Here is a 17356-nt window from a genome sequence, read left to right as displayed (position 1 = left end):
CCTCGTTACACGTCCAGCTGTTTCAGGACGTTGATCATTTCGAGCGCGCTCAATGCTGCCTCTGCACCCTTGTTACCCGCCTTGGTACCGGCACGCTCGATGGCTTGTTCAATGTTTTCAGTGGTCAGTACGCCGAAGGCAACCGGAATTTCATATTCCATCATTACCTGGGCCATGCCCTTGCTGTTCTCGTTTGCCACCAGATCGAAGTGATAAGTGCCGCCACGAATGACGGTGCCCAGCGCCACGATAGCGTCATATTGACCACTCTTGGCCAGCTTCTTGATGGCCAGGGGGATTTCGACTGCGCCCGGCACTCGCACCAGGGTCAGGTTGCTGTCCTGGACTTGACCTTGACGCTTCAGTACGTCTACCGCACCGTCCACCAGGCTTTCGTTGATGAAGCTGTTGAAACGGGCAACGACAATAGCAACGCGCGCCTCAGGAGCGGCGATATTTCCTTCGATAACCTTCATGGGAAATCCTGTCTCTGTGCAATCAAAAAGGGCCGGAGTCAAAAGTGCGCACATTCTAGCACAAAGGGGAATCGGACAAAAACATGCATCACAATTCTGGCAACGACAGTGCAATTGACTTTTTGCTTAACTGATCCGACCTGATAATAATACGTCACCCTACTACGGGTTAAAATAATAACACCAAGGAGTTCAGTATGTTGGATTTCAAACGCAGCAGCGTCGTACTCGCCTGCCTGCTGCCGCTGGCTGCTCAGGCCGATGCTGGCAGCCCGCGCATCATCGGCGGCAGCGCCGTCACAGCCCCCAGCTGGATGGTGGCCGTCGGCGAAGTCGTCAACGGCAATTGGAGCAATTTCTGCGGCGGCACCCTCATCGACAAGCAGTGGGTACTCACCGCAGCGCACTGCGTCGCCGAGGCCCAGTCCGGCCCCATGGAAGTGGCCATCGGGGTAAGTGATCTCAGCCGCCCCCACCTTCGCAGCAAGGTCGACCAGGTGCTGATGCACCCGGAATATTACGTCAACCTGCTGACCAATCTGGGTTATCGCGACACCCCGAACGCCTCGGATGTGGCCCTGCTGCACCTTGCCACTCCCGTTACCCAGGCACCTATCGCCATCGCCGATCCCGTCATCAAGGATACCTGGCAGCAGAACACGACCATGCTGCATGCCCTGGGGTACGGTGGCATCGACCCCAGCGCGACCAAAGCCAGCCCGCAGTTGCTGGCGGTGGATCTCGCCTATCGGGGAGATCGGGACTTCTGGTACGGTGATCCGACCACGACCCATATCTTCGCCGGCAAGCTGACCGGTCAGGACACCTGCAAAGGCGACAGCGGTGGCCCGCTCACTTATGGTGGACAACTGGTCGGCGTGACCAGCTACGGGGCCTTCCCCTGCGCCACCGGCAGCGCCGGTGGCTATGTCTACGCCCCCGCCTTCAGTGACTGGATCGCCGAGCAGCAGCAAGGCGTCACCCTGACCACGGTCCGCGGCCTGATCCTGCCTTCAGGCACCAGTGGCTGGGCCGACTACCTGCTGGCCAACCGCAGCAACCAGGCGGTCACCCTGAGCGGCATCTACAGCGACGCCCCCGCCATGAGCAACGGCTGCGCCGCCCGTCTGGAGGCGGGTCAAACCTGCACCCTGCGGCTTCGCGCCGATGGCAACAATACAGTCGGTACCCTGCGCGTGCAGGGCGTTGAACTCACCGCCACCAATGAACAGGGGGCGAGCCAGCGTCTTGAAGGGGCCTTGATCAGTCTCACCAGCGAGCCCACCAAGATTCCGGATACCACCACGACCACCACCACGACCACCACTTCAAGCAGTGGCGGTGGTGGCGCCACCGGATTCGCAGCCCTGTTGCTGCTGCCGCTGGCCTGGTTGCGCCGGCGCCGCTAAGGCAAAACAACAAGGGATGACCGAGGTCATCCCTTGTTTCATATTCATTTCATCACATCAGGCTTATTCGCCGACGTACTCCACCACCTCTAGGCCGAAACCGCCGAGGGCGTGGTACTTCTTCGGTGAGCTCAACAGGCGCATCTTGCCGACCCCCAGCGCCTTGAGGATCTGGGAACCGACGCCGACCCGGCGCGAGGTGCCCTGCCACTTGGCCCCTTCCGGTGCCAGCCCCTTGTCCGCCGCTTCGAATCCCTTGACCCGGGCCAGCAGCTCGGCGCCGTGGGCTTCCGCCCCCAGGATCACCAGCACCCCGCCTTCATCGGCGATGCGGGCCATGGACTTGGGCAGCGGCCAGCTGCGGGCGCTGTGGCGATCGGTCAACAGCAGATCGCTCAGCACGTCGTGCAGATGGACCCGCACCAGGGTTGGCTGCTCGGCCTGAACCTCACCCTTTTTCAGGGCGAAGTGCACCTGGTTGTCGATGGTGTCGCGGAAGGTGATGAGGTCGAACTCGCCAAACTCGGTGGGCAGCTTGCACTCGGCCACCTTCTCTACCGTGGTCTCGTGCTGGTTGCGGTATTCGATGAGGTCGGCGATGGTGCCGAGCTTGATGCCGTGCTGCTCGGCGAACAGCTCCAGATCAGGGCGGCGCGCCATGGTGCCATCTTCGTTGAGGATCTCGACGATGACGGACGCCGGCTCGTAACCCGCTAGCCGGGCCAGATCGCAACCGGCCTCGGTGTGGCCGGCGCGGGTCAGCACGCCACCGTCCTGCGCCATCAGCGGGAAGATGTGGCCGGGCTGCACCAGATCGGCGGCCTTGGCATTGGGCGCTACCGCCGCCTGCACGGTCACCGCGCGGTCGGCGGCGGAGATGCCGGTGGTTACCCCTTCGGCCGCTTCGATGGTCACGGTAAAGGCGGTGGAGAACTGGGCATTGTTGCGATCGACCATCAGCGGCAGCGCCAACTGCTTGCAGCGATCCCGGGTCAGGGTCAGACAGATGAGCCCCCGGCCGTAGCGGGCCATGAAGTTGATATCTTCCGGGCGGACACAGGAGGCGGCCATGATGAGGTCCCCTTCGTTCTCCCTGTCTTCGTCATCCATCAGGATCACCATCTTGCCAGCCTTGATATCGGCAATGATTTCCTGGGTCGTGCTTAGCGCCATGGGCTACTCCATCAACATGCTGCGGGGATTGAGCCAGTCGGCTCGGCTTGATACTGCCTATTGTGCTCTAGATGGGGCACAGGGGGCCCCATTTCAATCGGCGCGGGATCACAGAAAAGCGTTTTTCCCGCCGAGGGTCCATCACAGGAAGCCGGACTGGGCCAGCTTTTCCAGGGTCAAGGTGGAGGCGCTGCTCTCCTCGCGCTTGCCCGTCATCAAGCGCTCCAGATAGCGGGCAATCTGATCCACCTCGAGATTCACCCTGTAGCCAGGTTTCCACTGGGCGATGGTGGTCTCCTGGGCGGTGTGGGGCACTATGGTCAGCCGGAACAGATCCCCCTGCACGGCGTTGACGGTGAGGCTGATGCCGTCCACCGCGATCGAGCCCTTCTCGGCGATGTAGCGGGAGAGCTCGCCCGGCGCCTTGATCCAGTACTCGATGGCACGGCCACTGCTGGAGACGCTTTTCACTTCACCTACCCCGTCCACATGGCCGGAGACCAGATGGCCGCCGAGGCGGGAGGTGGGCATCAATGCCTTCTCGAGGTTGACCCGATCCCCCACCCTGGCGCTGGCGAAACCGGTGCGGGAGAGGGTTTCCAGCGACACGTCGGCGGTATAACTCTTGTCGCTGAGCGCGATCACGGTGAGGCAGACGCCGTTGGTGGCGATGGAGTCGCCCAGCTTGACGTCGCTGAAGTCCAGGGTCGGTGCGTGCACGGTGAGGGCCATGTCCTCACCCTGGCGGCGCAGCTCGGCCAGGGTTCCCACCGCTTCGATAATTCCGGTAAACATGCAGATCACCTTGCTGATGACGGGGGCGGTACCACCCCCTTTAACATTGATAAATCAGGCCAGTTTGGCGGTAATGCGGATATCCGGTCCCACCATGCGCACATCCTTGATGTTGAGCTTGGGCGCCTGGAACAGCCGGGTCAGCCCCGGCAGGTGGAACAGGCCGCGCCCCTCATCCCCCATCAGTTTGGGCGCTTGATAGAGTACCAGCTCGTCCACCAGCCCCTTGTCCAGCAGGGCGCCGCACAGCCGCGGTCCCGCCTCCACCAGCACAGAGTTGACGTTCTGCTTGGCCAGCAGCATGAACAGGCTGACCAGATCCAACTTGCCATCCAGCAGCGGTACTTCCAGCTGCTGCACCCAGGCGGGCCACTCACCGGATGCCTTGTGGCGAGCCAGCAGTACCGGGCCCTCGCTCTGGAACAGCGGCAGATCAGGGGTGAGCCGGTTTTGCGAATCGACGATGACCCGCAGCGGCTGGCGCAGGGTCTCTTTGGGATAGACGGCCTTGACCGAGGCAGGCAGCTCATCCCAGCGCACGGTGAGGGAGGCGTTATCCGCCAGCACCGTCTCGGCGCTGGAGAGCACCGCATCGTGGCGGGCCCGCAGTCGCTGCACGTCGCGACGCGCCTCCGGGGAGGTGATCCACTGGCTCTCGCCGCTCGCCATGGCGGTACGACCATCCAGGCTGGCGCCGAGCTTGACCGTTACCTGTGGAAACGCGGTCCGCATCCGCTTGAAAAAGCCCGGGTTGAGCGCCTCGGCTTCGCTTGCCAGCAGGCCGAAATCGGTCTTGATGCCAGCCTCGGAGAGCATGCGCAGGCCGCGTCCACCCACCTGAGGGTTAGGATCCACCATGGCGGCGACCACACGGGTCACCCCGGCTTTGATCAGCGCCTCGGCGCAGGGCGGGGTGCGCCCGTGATGGGAGCAGGGCTCCAGGGTCACGTAGGCGGTGGCGCCACGGGCGTTGTCACCGGCGGCATGCAGGGCGTACACCTCGGCATGGGGCTCGCCGGCCCGCTGGTGCCAGCCCTCTCCCACCACCACGCCGGCCTTCACCAGCACGGCGCCGACGCAAGGGTTGGGGGCCGTGGTGTAACGGCCGCGGCGGGCCAGTTCGAGGGCCCGGCTCATCCATTGGTAATCGTCTTGACTAAACATCTGGGCTCCTCTGACAGCACATCCAGGCTTACGCAATATCGTAGGTTCGATTAGCGCAGCGTAATCGAACGCGGCAACCTGGTTTGGAAGAAAGACTTACTTCTCCAGCTTGGCGATCTCTTCGCCGAACTCACGAATGTCTTCAAAGCTGCGATAGACGGAGGCAAAGCGGATATAGGCCACCTTGTCCAGGCTCTTGAGCTCGTCCATCACCAGGTTGCCCACCAGCTGGGAGGCGACTTCGCGCTCGCCGGTGGCGCGCAGGCGGGACTTGATGTGGTTGACCGCCTTTTCGATGGCCTCCATGCTCACCGGCCGCTTCTCCAGCGCCCGCAAGATGCCGGCCCGCAGCTTGTCTTCGTTGAATGGCTCGCGCGAGCCGTTGGACTTGATGACGCGGGGCATCACCAGCTCGGCCATCTCGAAGGTGGTGAAGCGCTCGTGGCAGAGCAGGCATTCGCGACGGCGGCGCACCTGATGGCCTTCGGCCACCAGACGGGAATCGATCACCTTGGTATCTACCGCACTACAGAAAGGGCAATGCATCGGACCTCCGGCGTTGACGGAAAAGGGCGCCGGCCCCGGGGGCTGGCTCTAGGCCGGCCAGTGTAGCACGGCCATCCGGAACCGGTAAAAGCCCGTGGAAACAAGGGATGTGACAGATGCCATCAGCAACCACGGAGTGCATCAATGGCGACATCAGACAACCAGAGCACAGTATTGGCGTCGCTCTCGATCAACTCGACAATGGCTTCTCTCGGACCTGTCCGCCATGCTTCCGTGGCATAGAATGCCGCCTGTGAACGGTTCAATTCCTCAAGGTCATCGTAAGCCCGCATCAAAAAATAAACGTCCGGATCATGTAGGGAGGGTCCGTGGTTCACCACATCCATCCCCCACTCACGATGTAGAGGCAAACTCTGTTCTGCCACCAACCGATGAAAAATCGCTCCACTCCCGGCTTTGAGCCGATAGTTCCGAATCTCTAGCACTCTCTTCACTGAGTTATCTCCTGCAATCCATCTCTTGAAAATAGTGTTTCCGATGTTCACCCTGACTATCCAGTCAACCGAGCTCAGTCGTCATAAGGCAGGGCATCGGGGTCGCAGCCCTGATAATCGGGTTCGGGATCCACGGCAAAGCGACGCGCCTCGATATGGCTGTGGCCCAGCAGCAACGCCTTGCCCACCCGGTGCATGCCATCCATCACCCGGCCAGCGCTGTCCAGCAGGATGGGATAGGCGAGATCGGCCGCCATCATCAACTGGCAGTGCTCCACCACGCTGCGCACCGTGGGGCGGGCGGCGTCATGGCCGTACCAGTGCACCTGATCGAGCTCGGCAATGTCACCGAGCGCCACCGCCTGCACCGGCAGATCACGGCTCAGTCGCACCAGCCGGCGCACGTCCCAGGCCAGCAGCCCCTGTTCGCTGGCGCGAAAATGGTACTGGGCGCGGATCGCCTGCCTGAGCGCAGCCTCCAGCGCCTCGTCTTGCTGTTCACTGGCCATGGTCAGCTTGCCTTGCCCGCTATGCTCTTCGTCGTTCAGCGTCATCAGGCCCTCCTGTGTTGCCAAACGCCACAAAAAACAATGCCACCCGTGGGTGGCATTGGTCTCAAACCGGGTGAGGGCCGTTATCAGGCATACACCGGGAAACGACGGCAGATGTCCAGCACCTGTTCACGTACGGTGGCCAGCACGGCATCGTTGTCGTGGTTGTCCAGCACGTCGCAGATCCAGTTGGTCAGCTGGATGGACTCGGCTTCCTTGAAACCACGGCGGGTGATGGCCGGGGTACCGATCCGCACGCCGGAGGTGACGAACGGGGAGCGCGGGTCGTTGGGCACGGAGTTCTTGTTGACGGTGATGTTGGCTTTGCCAAGGGCCGCATCGGCCTCTTTGCCGGTCAGCTCGCGGCCGATCAGGTCAACCAGCATCAGATGGTTGTCGGTACCGCCGGAGACGATCTTGTAGCCGCGCTCGATAAAGGTGGCTGCCATCGCCTTGGCGTTCTTGACGACCTGAGCCTGGTAGGTCTTGAACTCGGGTTCCAGTGCCTCTTTGAAGGCCACCGCTTTACCGGCGATGACGTGCATCAGCGGGCCACCCTGACCACCCGGGAAGACGGCGGAGTTGAGCTTCTTGTAGAGCTCCTCGTCGTCAGCGGCGGAGAGGATCAGACCACCGCGCGGACCGGCCAGGGTCTTGTGGGTGGTGGAGGTGACCACGTGAGCGTGGGGCACCGGGTTCGGGTAGACACCAGCGGCGATGAGGCCTGCCACGTGGGCCATGTCGACAAACAGCCAGGCACCGACCTTGTCGGCGATTTCGCGCATGCGGGCCCAGTCAACGATACCGGAGTAGGCGGAGAAGCCACCGATCATCATCTTCGGCTTGTGCTCGACCGCCTGACGTTCCATGTCGTCGTAGTCGATCTTGCCGGACTCGTCGATGCCGTAGGGGATGATGTTGTACAGCTTGCCGGAGAAGTTGACCGGGGAGCCGTGGGTCAAGTGACCGCCATGGGCCAGGTTCATGCCCAGCACGGTGTCGCCCGGTTGCAGCAGGGCCATGTAGACGGCGCTGTTGGCCTGGGAGCCGGAGTGCGGCTGCACGTTGGCGTAGGTGGCACCGAACAGCTCTTTGGCGCGCTCGATAGCCAGGGTTTCAACCACATCCACATACTCGCAACCACCGTAGTAACGCTTGGAGGGGTAACCCTCGGCGTACTTGTTGGTCAGCTGGGAGCCCTGGGCTTCCATGACACGGGGGCTGGTGTAGTTCTCGGACGCAATCAGCTCGATATGCTCTTCCTGACGACGGGTCTCGTCTGTGATGGCCTGCCACAGCTCTGGATCATAGCCGGCAATGGTCATGTCACGTTTCAACATCCGTTTCTCTCCTGAAAATCGTTTGCGCGATAGGTGAAGTGGGCAGGCGCATTGTAACGTGAGCTGGATCAAAGAGACAGTCCAACCACCCAAAAATTTGTTTAAAAAATGTAAAATGTGTCGCGAAATTCACAATGACCATGCTCCCCAATCGGCTGGACCGTCATCACCCGACACCCACGCCAGCCGTGCGATCCCCTGTCACCACTCGAGCAACATGACCGGGCCCGGACTGGCCTAACTGCCAAAACCAGAGCCAGATCATGGATATAGCATTTACTAACAGATAACATCTTTAGCTGGCACAGCGGTTGCCCGGCATGCGCAGCAACGACGCGACCGGCAACGGAAGGGCCCTCTCATCGCATCCGGTCAACTGCTGCTCACGTCACCCCCTTGCCTCTTTGCACCGCAGACCTCACGGGAGTAAGCCATGCTGGATAACCTGATGCTGTTTCTGATTATTTCGGTATTCGCGCTGTTCTATTGGATCTACTATACCGACACTCGCAAGAGTCCCTTTGTCACGCAGTGGGATCAACTGCCCACCCGCGAGCAGTATCTGGCAGCGCACCCGGAAGCCATCGATGGCGACATCATCTTCTGCATTAATTGCGGCCACCATCAGCAACTGGATGTGGGCCTGGTGCACCAGACCGATTTCCGGCGCCAGCATATCTGCACCCGCTGCAAGAAGACGCTCTATCGCGAGGAGCTCTGACCCATCAGCCAAGGATCCGCAAGATGACATCATTGACCGCCAGCTGCCTGTGCGGCGCCGTCGCCCTGAGCCTGCCCGACCGCTTCGACTATCTGGGCAACTGCCACTGTTCCGAGTGCCGCAAATTTTCCGGCGCCGATTACGCTCCGGTGGGCGGCCTGGATGGCGCGCTCGTCACCATCACTCGAGGAGAGGAGGCCATCAGCCGCTTCCAGAAATCCCCCGAGACCACCCTCGCCTTCTGCCGCCACTGCGGCTCCAGCCTGTTCAGCGAGAAGCGCAGCAGCGGCAAGCTGAACCTGCGCCTCGGCATTCTCGATACGGCGCCGAGCCAGCGGCCCGGCTTTCACATTTTCGTCGGCTCCAAGGCTCCCTGGCACGAGATCACCGATGAGCTGCCGCAGTTCGAGACTCGCCCCACCGCCTGACACCGTCGCCGACATGCCCTGAAAAGGCCGCCTCTGGCGGCGTTTTTCCCGACTTGTTCGGCGGATTGTCACCTATGGGTTAACTTTTCTGCCAAAGCCGTTAGAATCGGGCTCAGTCTGCTTCCCGCTTGCCATCCACGGAGGAAAAATGCAGGAATTTCTGGCCACTAGCGAACGTCGGGCCGAACTTTACTGGTGGTTTGCCACTCTGTTTACCGCCCAGCTCAGCGACGAACAGATCGCCGAATACGACAGCTATGATGTGCGAAGCTTCCTGAAGAGCCTCTCCACGCTCGATCCGATGCGCCCGGCCGTGGCCGAGCTCAATGACGCCATCGCCCGCCTGCTGGTGCGCCCCGAGCGGGCCAACGCGCTGGCCGGCGACTTCCATGAGCTGTTCCTGGCCAACGACGCCGTCTCTCCCCATGAATCCGCCCACCAGGACGCCGCTGCGCTCGAGCGCATGCAGGCGCGGCTGAGCCGGATCAATATCGATGTCAGCGCCAAATACCAACAACCGGTCGATCATCTGGGGGTTGAACTGGATCTGATGGGCAATCTCATCATCCGCGCCGCCGAAGCCGCCAGCGCCGACCTGCGCGAACAGTGGCTCGGCGAGCAGGAAGCCTTGCTGCACGGCCATCTGCTGGCCTGGTTCCCGCATTTCGAGCGAGCCTGCCGCGCCGCCGATCCGTTTGGCTTCTACGGCGCCAGCGCCCGCCTGCTGGGGGTCTTCCTCACCATGGATGCCAACTACCTCAGCCTGGTCAAACCGGCGCCAGCCGCCGACTGAGTTCGACATGAAGACGGCCCTGCTGCTGATCGCCTGCTGGCTGCTGGCCCTGATCCCGCTGGATCAGGGCCTTACCCCCCTCGTGACCCTGCTGTTCAACCCGGACCGCGTCCTCTACGGCACCGCCCAGCTCACCGGTTTCGCCGGCATCCTGCTGACCCTCTACCTCGCCAATCTCGGGGTGGAGGTGGTGCTGCGCCGCCGCTTCCAGATCGCGGGCATGCTGGCCCTGCTGGCCGCCTGGGTCGACTTCATCAACAGCAGCGGCAGCGAGGCCCACTGGCTGCTGCTGCTCGCCCTGGCGCTGCCGTTTCACGGGCTCGGCCTGCTGGTGCTGGTGCGCGGCATCCAGGCCTTCGGCCGCCAGAAAGGCTGATAAACCGCCAAAACTATTACAAATCATGACAGCCCGATCCGCCCATCCGCCCTTGTCACAAGGGCAGGCCCTCAATTGCTGGTAACATTCGCTTACATTCAGCTCCCGTTCAGTTTCGCCGCAACCGTTATAGTGCCGCTCCTTTTCCAACCAATGCAGGAGCATCAGCATGCCTCCACAGGATGCACGCATCACTGGTCTCGACCTGTTGCGAGGGCTCGTCATCTTCATGGCCGTCTTCGAGCACTACACCGGCTACCTCAACTACTGGTACATCGACTTCTTCAACCGGGAACACGCCCTGTGGGACAGCTTCTATCTGTCGCACAAGGCGATGGCCGGCCAGCTGCTGCCCATGGATCACACCACGGCCCAGGTCTCGGCCTGGCTCATTCCCTGGGTCAGCCAGATCTACCTGGCACTGGCCGCCTTCAACCTCAGCCGCCGCGATCAGGCCAGTTTCAGACCGCAGCTGGGCGGCAAGCTGGTGCTGTTCGCCAGCATCATTCTGGTGCTCTATGTGGAAGGGCTGGTGATCGCCCCCAACTTCGGCGAGGCCATCTCGTTCTACCCGGTGATGCTGTGGATGTGCCTGCTGGCGCTCTTCTCGCTGGTCTACGCCTGGTTCGGCATTCGCGGCATGCTGCTGCTGACCCTGCTCAGCCTGCTGCTGGATCAGCTCGGCGTGCAGGAGCTGCTCGGTCACATCGACGGCTGGATGAAACTGCACGTGCACCCCGACTACGAGCTGGATGCCCGCCTCGACCTCTTCATGGCCAGCGGCTGCTTCGGCTTCCTCTATGGCTGGTGCTGGCATCAGCGGCCCCAATGGCGGGACCGCCTCAACGCCCTGGTGCTGACGCTCTCGCTGCTGGCGCTGGCCGTCTATCTCATGCTCGGCGAGACCAGCACGGTCGAGCTCAGCGACATCTACGCCAACGAGCACGAACTGGCGATGGACATGGTCGGCCGCGCCGGCATCTGGGGCATGGAGTTTCTGGTGATCGGGGCCGTGCTCTGGCTGCATCAGCGCAACATCCGGCTGTGCTGGCGCCCGCTCAACTGGATCGGCATGTACTCGCTGACCGTCTTCATCTTCCACAAGAGCATCTTCGTGCACCTGTGGGGCCCGCTCTTGCTGTGGTGGACCGCCCGTCAGGGCACCATCTTGCCCAACAACTTCGGCCTCATCATGGCACTCAGCGCCACCAGCGTGCTGCTCATCTACGCCTTCCAGCGCTCCGGCATCATCTGCCACCTGATGGGCATGCATCAGGACCGTGACTGGGCGCGGCTCTATGGCAAATAAGTGCTGGCTGCCACTGCTGTTCCTGACCCTGCCCCTGTCGGCCAAAGAGCCGGACAACCAGTGGCAGCTGGGCGGTCAATGGCAGCTTGGCAGCAATCAGGCGGGGGTCCGCGCCGATGCCAGCATGCAGTTCTGGCTCGCCTATGAGCGGGAAACCCAGGTCGGCCTGCTCTTCGCCGATGGTCAGAGCGCCGGGCTGGCCTTGCCGCTCTATAAAAAGAGCTTCTTCGCCGTCGGCGTCGCCCCCATGCAGGTGGTCGATCGCAACCGCTTCAGCGCCTTCTGGCGCCTCGGCTGGCAACTGGACGACGATCACCAGCTCACCCTGGGCCAGCTCTATGACGTCAGCGGCCGTTATGGCCAGCTCTGGTACATGGAGCACAGCCTGCCGCTGCCGGCCGAGATCTCCCTCAACCTCTGGCTGACCCGGGGCAGCCAGGCCCACATGGCCGCCTATGGGGCAGACGAGGGCCTGCGGGACTGGGGAGTCACGCTGGAACGCAGCTGGCGCTGGCAGCAGTGGCGCCTTGGCACCGAGTTCGGCGCCAAGCAGTGGCTCATCAAGGATCACGACTGGCAACCGATGATCAACCTGACCCTGAGCTATCACTTCAGCTGGTAACACCGCAAAAAGGGGGCGAATGACGCCCCCTCCCTTCCCTCCAGAATGCTTCATGCCATACTGACAGCAGCTTAAATGACAAAGAAGTCAATTCAGGAGCGCGCGATGGGCGAAGAGACTTTCAATGCCATGCCGGATCCACCGCTGGCGGGGCAATTGAACATGAACGAGCTGCAGCAGCTGTTCGAACTGGCCCCGTTTGGCATAGGCGTGTTTGACCGCCACTTTCGCTGCCGCAGCGTCAACCAGACCCTGGCCGATCTCAACGGCCTCTCCCGAGAAGAGCACTACGGCAGATATCTGCGCGAAATCGTACCTACGCTGGCTCCGGTGCTGGAACCCCTGTTCCAGCAGATCATCAGCAGCGGTGTCCCCCGGGTCGAGCTGAACCTGAGCGGCCATACCGCGGCCCATCAGGGTCGGCAGCGCCACTGGCAGGCGATTTACAGCCCCATGCTGGACGAACAGGGGGTGCCCGACCGCATCCTCACCATAGTGCGGGACGTCACCGAGCAGGTCGAAGCACAGCAGCGACTGCAACTGGCCATGAGTGCCGGCCAGATCGGGGTGTGGGAGTGGCATGTGACGGAGGACAGGCTGCAGTTTGACGGCCAGGTCGAGCGCCTGCTCGGCACCACGGCCAGCCAGTTCCAGGGGGGGATGGAGCAGTTCATCAAGCGCTTCGATCCGCTCTCTGGCGAGCAGTTCAGGGCGGCGGTCAACGGCACGGCCCCCATTCACCTCACCCTCGGCTATCTCGGGCCGGATCAGTTGCGGGGCTGGGTCGACATTCACGCCGATCACGTGGCGGCCACCGACCATCAGGGGCGGCGCATCACCGGGGTGATCCACGATGCCACCAGTCGCTGCAACCAGGAGGACAAGCTGCGCCAGGCCAACGTGGTATTCGAGACCGCCGCCGAAGGCATCATCATCATGGATGGCCAGCGCCAGATCATCTCGGTCAACCCGGCCTTTTCCAGCATGACTCAATATGAAGAGGCGGAGATCGTGGGCAAGTCGCCGGAGGCCATCATGCATCCGCGCCGTCACACCGACATCGATTATCCCTGGCATACCCTGCTGCCCGGCAGTCACGCCTGGCATGGCGAGATGATGTGTCTGCGCAAGGATGGCGGCTACTTCACCTCCTGGCAGCATGTCAGCGCCGTGCACGACAGTCGCCACAACACCACCAACTACGTCATCGCCTTCTCCGACATCAGCGCCATTCGCAAGGCCGAAGCACAGCTCAACCACCTCGCCTATCACGATCCGCTGACCGAGCTCGGCAACCGCAACCTGCTGCAGGAGCGGCTGGAGCTGGAACTCAAGACCGCCCAGCTCAACCACCAGCAACTGGCCCTGCTGTTCATCGATCTGGACGGCTTCAAGCTGATCAACGACACCCTGGGCCATCGCGCCGGCGATGAACTGCTCAAGCTGCTGGCCGAGCGGATCCGCCGCGTCCTGCGCCACAACGACGTGGCCGCCCGGCTCGGTGGCGATGAATTCCTGGTGCTGATCCCCTTCTTTGAACGGCCACAGGAGCTGGAGCGACTCGCCGAGCAACTGCTGGCCAGCCTGCGCGAGCCGGTCGAACTCGGCCACGAGCGGGTGGCCGTCTCCGCCAGCATCGGTATCGCCCTCTATCCGGAACACGCCACCAGCCCGGATACCCTGGTCAGCGCCGCCGACAGCGCCATGTACGAGGCCAAGAACCGGGGCCGCAACGGCTATCTATTCTATACCCCGGACATGACCGAGCAGACCAAGGAGCGAATGAGCATGGAGCAGGGACTGTTCAAGGCCATCGAGCAGCATCAGCTCTGCGTCCTCTATCAACCCATGACGGAGCTCGCCAGCAACCGCATGAGCGGGCTGGAGGCCCTGCTGCGCTGGCAGCACCCCAGCGAGGGCATGATAGGGCCCACCCGTTTCATCCCGGTGGCCGAGGAGTGCGGGCTCATCGAGCAGATCGGCGAATGGGTCATGCGCACCGCCTGCCGGCAGGGACAGGCGTGGCTGGCCGCCGGACTGGCGGTACCCAGGCTGTCGATCAATGTATCGGTGCGGGAGATGCGCTCGGCAGGTTACGTGGAGCGGGTCGCCGCCATCCTGACCGAGACCGGCTTTCCGCCAGAGAAGCTGGAGATAGAAGTCACCGAGAGCATCATCCAGCGGGTCGATCAGAGCCTGCAGTTGTTCAGACGCCTGAAGGCGCTGGGGGTACAGATCGCCATCGACGACTTCGGCACCGGCTTCTCATCCCTGAGCCTGCTCAAGAGCCTGCCCATCGATCGCATCAAGATTGACCGCACCTTCGTGCAGGCACTGCCCGATGACAAACACAGCCGGGAGCTGTGCCGCACCATCATCAACCTGGCCGACAGCCTGGGCATGGTGGTCACCGCCGAAGGGATCGAGACCCAGGCCCAGCGCCAGTTTCTGCAATCACTGCACTGCCAGGAGGGGCAGGGTTATCTGTTCAGCCACCCGCTGGCCGAGCCCCATCTGGCCGAGCAGTTGGGCTCGCGCAAGGGCGCCTGGTGCTAGCGGTGTGCCGGGATCAGCGCCGCGCCAGCGGCGCAGGTGACGCTCATCAGTTGAATGTCAGCCTGGCATCCCACCCTTCGTCCTGCTGCCGGCGTGACTCTTCCAGCAACGAGTCCTGCGGATAGGAGGATTTTTTCTCTTCAAGGGTGACGGACACCGACGGCTTGCGCGCCAGCCAGGCCTCGCTCAACTGACCGCTGATGTGGTCCCGCAGGGATGGCGAAGCGGGCTGTGCCGGTGTCAGTGCAAGGCCGTTGGCATGGGGGGCGGCCAATGCGGCCTCATCGGTGGCCTGCGGGGCCTCGAACTGCCAGAGGGAGGAGCACAATAGCAGGGTCAACATGGGACTATCTCCGTCGATAAAACGACGTTTTACCCAATCAGCGATGAATTGTCATCGGCTCGACTGTAAGCGGATGTTGCCATCTATCCAAAAGTCTAATTGCCCTCCCCCGCCAAAGGTATAAGTTGTTACCTAATCATTACAAGAATGTATTCAAAGGAGTGACACATGAGCGAGAGCAAGGTCTACCCGGTCAAAGCCCACATCAGCAACGGCGCCCTGCTGGACAAGGCAGGCTATGAAGCCATGTACCGGGCCTCGGTGCAGGATCCGGATGCCTTCTGGGGCGAGCAGGGCAAGATCCTCGACTGGATGAAGCCCTACACCAGGGTCAAGAACACCTCCTATGATCCGGGCCACGTCTCCATCAAATGGTATGAAGACGGCCTGCTCAACGTCTCTGCCAACTGTCTGGACCGCCATCTGGCCCAGCGCGGCGACAAGGTCGCCATCATCTGGGAAGGGGACAACCCGGCCGAAGATCGCAAGCTCACCTACCGCGAGCTGCACACCGAGGTGTGCAAGTTTGCCAACGTCTTGAAGGCGCAGGGAGTGCATCGCGGCGACGTGGTCTGCCTCTACATGCCCATGGTGCCGGAAGCCGCCATCGCCATGCTGGCCTGTACCCGCATCGGTGCGGTGCACAGCATCGTCTTCGGCGGTTTCTCGCCGGAAGCCCTGGCCGGTCGCATCATCGACTCCGGCTCTTCCATCGTCATCACCGCCGATGAAGGGCTGCGCGGCGGCCGCCCGGTGCCGCTCAAGAAGAACGTGGATGAAGCGCTCACCAACCCGGAGACCAAGGTCAACAAGGTGATCGTGCTCAAGCGTACCGGCGGCAACATCGCCTGGCACAACCACAGGGACATCTGGTGGCACGACGCCGTCGCCACCGTCAGCACCGACTGCCCGCCCGAGGCGATGGGGGCCGAAGATCCGCTCTTCATCCTCTACACCTCCGGCTCCACCGGCAAACCCAAGGGAGTGCTGCACACCACCGGCGGCTATCTGGTCTATGCCACTCTCACCTTCAAGTACATCTTCGACTACCACGAAGAGGACATCTACTGGTGTACCGCCGACGTGGGTTGGGTCACCGGCCACTCCTATCTGGTCTACGGACCGCTTGCCAACGGCGCCACCACCATCATGTTCGAAGGGGTGCCCAACTACCCGGCCACCAACCGCATGAGCCAGGTGGTGGACAAGCACCAGGTCAGCATTCTCTACACCGCCCCTACCGCCATCCGCGCGCTGATGGCCAAGGGCAACGAGGCGGTAGCCGACACCTCCCGTTCGAGCCTGCGCATCATGGGTTCGGTGGGCGAGCCCATCAACCCGGAAGCCTGGGAGTGGTACTACCGCACCATCGGTGAAGAGCGCTGCCCCATCGTCGATACCTGGTGGCAGACCGAGACCGGCGGCATCCTCATCAGCCCGCTGCCCGGCGTCACCGATCTCAAGCCAGGCTCGGCTACCCGCCCCTTCTTCGGCGTGCAGCCGGCACTGGTGGACAACATGGGCGAGCCGCTGGAGGGGGCCACCGAGGGCAACCTGGTGATCACCGACTCCTGGCCGGGCCAGATGCGCACCGTGTTCGGCGATCACGAGCGCTTCGAGCAGACCTATTTCTCCACCTTCCCCGGTCGCTACTTCACCGGCGACGGTGCCCGTCGCGACGAGGATGGTTACTACTGGATCACCGGACGGGTGGATGATGTACTGAACGTCTCCGGTCACCGCATGGGCACCGCCGAAATTGAATCCGCGCTGGTTTCCCATCCCAAGATCGCCGAAGCGGCGGTGGTGGGCGTGCCACACGAGATCAAGGGTCAGGGCATCTACGCCTATGTCACCCTGATCGCCGGCGAGGAGCCGAGCCGCGAGCTGCACAAGGAGGTGAAGGAGTGGGTTCGCAAGGAGATCGGCGCCATCGCCACCCCGGACGTGATCCACTGGGCCGAGGGGCTGCCCAAGACCCGCTCCGGCAAGATCATGCGGCGAATTTTGCGCAAGATCGCCACCGGCGAGACCGATAGCCTGGGGGATATCTCCACCCTGGCGGATCCGGGCGTGGTGGACAAGCTGATCCGCGAGAAGTCGGAAGCAGCCTGATCCTGACTGCGTTCCTGCCTCCAAAGCCGGCCTCGAGCCGGCTTTGTCGTCTTTGCTACTGAGCGTTTCAACAACGCACCGGTTAGCGCAAAAAATAGACAGATGTAGAGATTAGACCAGTAAAATGCTGCTAATTTTCACGAAATCAATATAATTGCGAAATCTGTGTGCCAGTGCACACCGA

18 protein-coding genes are annotated in these 17356 nt (G+C 62.3%); 9 read left to right on the top strand and 9 right to left on the bottom strand.

The genetic code is table 11. From position 1 onward, the window contains the following. Positions 1-5: 5 nt before the first annotated feature. Positions 6-476 carry a 6,7-dimethyl-8-ribityllumazine synthase gene (gene ribH / locus PG881_RS00605; protein ID WP_016351731.1) on the bottom strand — a complete coding sequence of 157 codons (471 nt, stop codon included), beginning with the start codon at positions 474-476 and terminating at the stop codon, positions 6-8. 197 nt (positions 477-673) lie between these two features. Between ribH and PG881_RS00600 the strand changes: the two genes are divergently transcribed. Then, the gene (locus PG881_RS00600; RefSeq protein ID WP_270797746.1) at positions 674-1885 is read left to right on the top strand and encodes a S1 family peptidase; all 1212 of its coding nucleotides are present in this window, start codon (positions 674-676) and stop codon (positions 1883-1885) included. 63 nt (positions 1886-1948) lie between these two features. Here PG881_RS00600 and ribBA read toward each other — a convergent pair whose 3' ends face one another. From ribBA to glyA, 7 genes are all read right to left on the bottom strand, one after another. Beyond that, positions 1949-3058 carry a bifunctional 3,4-dihydroxy-2-butanone-4-phosphate synthase/GTP cyclohydrolase II gene (ribBA, locus tag PG881_RS00595; RefSeq protein WP_016351734.1) on the bottom strand — a complete coding sequence of 370 codons (1110 nt, stop codon included), beginning with the start codon at positions 3056-3058 and terminating at the stop codon, positions 1949-1951. 141 nt (positions 3059-3199) lie between these two features. Next, the gene (locus tag PG881_RS00590) at positions 3200-3853 is read right to left on the bottom strand and encodes a riboflavin synthase (RefSeq protein WP_270797745.1); all 654 of its coding nucleotides are present in this window, start codon (positions 3851-3853) and stop codon (positions 3200-3202) included. Between the two features lie 54 nt (positions 3854-3907). Beyond that, positions 3908-5017 carry a bifunctional diaminohydroxyphosphoribosylaminopyrimidine deaminase/5-amino-6-(5-phosphoribosylamino)uracil reductase RibD gene (gene ribD, locus PG881_RS00585; protein ID WP_016351736.1) on the bottom strand — a complete coding sequence of 370 codons (1110 nt, stop codon included), beginning with the start codon at positions 5015-5017 and terminating at the stop codon, positions 3908-3910. Between the two features lie 96 nt (positions 5018-5113). Next, complete coding sequence (gene nrdR, locus PG881_RS00580) at positions 5114-5563, bottom strand: transcriptional regulator NrdR (RefSeq protein ID WP_010675395.1); 450 nt, start codon at positions 5561-5563, stop codon at positions 5114-5116. 122 nt (positions 5564-5685) lie between these two features. Next, complete coding sequence (locus PG881_RS00575; protein ID WP_270797861.1) at positions 5686-6018, bottom strand: NIPSNAP family protein; 333 nt, start codon at positions 6016-6018, stop codon at positions 5686-5688. Between the two features lie 74 nt (positions 6019-6092). After that, positions 6093-6527, bottom strand: a complete 435-nt coding sequence (locus tag PG881_RS00570; protein ID WP_270797860.1) for a hypothetical protein — start codon at positions 6525-6527, stop codon at positions 6093-6095. A 128-nt stretch (positions 6528-6655) separates the two neighbouring features. Beyond that, positions 6656-7909, bottom strand: a complete 1254-nt coding sequence (gene glyA, locus PG881_RS00565) for a serine hydroxymethyltransferase (protein ID WP_011707102.1) — start codon at positions 7907-7909, stop codon at positions 6656-6658. 433 nt (positions 7910-8342) lie between these two features. Between glyA and PG881_RS00560 the strand changes: the two genes are divergently transcribed. The 7 genes from PG881_RS00560 (at position 8343) to PG881_RS00530 (ending at position 14714) form a co-directional block, all read left to right on the top strand. Beyond that, a complete protein-coding gene (locus PG881_RS00560; RefSeq protein WP_270797743.1) occupies positions 8343-8630 on the top strand; it encodes a hypothetical protein in 288 nt (95 codons plus the stop codon). A 23-nt stretch (positions 8631-8653) separates the two neighbouring features. Continuing rightward, positions 8654-9058 (top strand): GFA family protein, encoded by a 405-nt coding sequence (locus PG881_RS00555; RefSeq protein ID WP_024944278.1) that lies wholly within the window; start codon positions 8654-8656, stop codon positions 9056-9058. Between the two features lie 148 nt (positions 9059-9206). Next, positions 9207-9851, top strand: a complete 645-nt coding sequence (gene torD, locus PG881_RS00550; protein ID WP_201885492.1) for a molecular chaperone TorD — start codon at positions 9207-9209, stop codon at positions 9849-9851. A 7-nt stretch (positions 9852-9858) separates the two neighbouring features. Continuing rightward, positions 9859-10227, top strand: a complete 369-nt coding sequence (locus PG881_RS00545) for a hypothetical protein (protein ID WP_016351742.1) — start codon at positions 9859-9861, stop codon at positions 10225-10227. Between the two features lie 169 nt (positions 10228-10396). Then, positions 10397-11536, top strand: a complete 1140-nt coding sequence (locus PG881_RS00540) for a hypothetical protein (protein WP_270797742.1) — start codon at positions 10397-10399, stop codon at positions 11534-11536. Next, the gene (locus PG881_RS00535) at positions 11526-12158 is read left to right on the top strand and encodes a hypothetical protein (RefSeq protein WP_167824887.1); all 633 of its coding nucleotides are present in this window, start codon (positions 11526-11528) and stop codon (positions 12156-12158) included. Before PG881_RS00540 ends, PG881_RS00535 begins: the two co-directional genes overlap by 11 nt. A 105-nt stretch (positions 12159-12263) precedes the next feature. Further along, complete coding sequence (locus tag PG881_RS00530; protein ID WP_270797741.1) at positions 12264-14714, top strand: sensor domain-containing protein; 2451 nt, start codon at positions 12264-12266, stop codon at positions 14712-14714. A 46-nt stretch (positions 14715-14760) separates the two neighbouring features. On the opposite strand, the gene PG881_RS00525 is transcribed toward PG881_RS00530, so the two are convergent. After that, positions 14761-15057: a hypothetical protein gene (locus PG881_RS00525; RefSeq protein WP_011707109.1), complete on the bottom strand. Its 297-nt coding sequence runs from the start codon at positions 15055-15057 to the stop codon at positions 14761-14763. Between the two features lie 168 nt (positions 15058-15225). Here PG881_RS00525 and acs point away from each other — a divergent pair, with 168 nt between their 5' ends. Continuing rightward, the gene (acs, locus tag PG881_RS00520) at positions 15226-17172 is read left to right on the top strand and encodes an acetate--CoA ligase (protein ID WP_270797738.1); all 1947 of its coding nucleotides are present in this window, start codon (positions 15226-15228) and stop codon (positions 17170-17172) included. Positions 17173-17356: the final 184 nt, after the last annotated feature.

The sequence above is a fragment of the Aeromonas sp. QDB54 genome (assembly GCF_027707385.1).
In the GTDB taxonomy this organism is placed as follows: domain Bacteria; phylum Pseudomonadota; class Gammaproteobacteria; order Enterobacterales; family Aeromonadaceae; genus Aeromonas; species Aeromonas hydrophila.
Note: the sequence above shows the minus strand (reverse complement) of the source record. Positions and strands in the feature narration are given on the sequence as shown.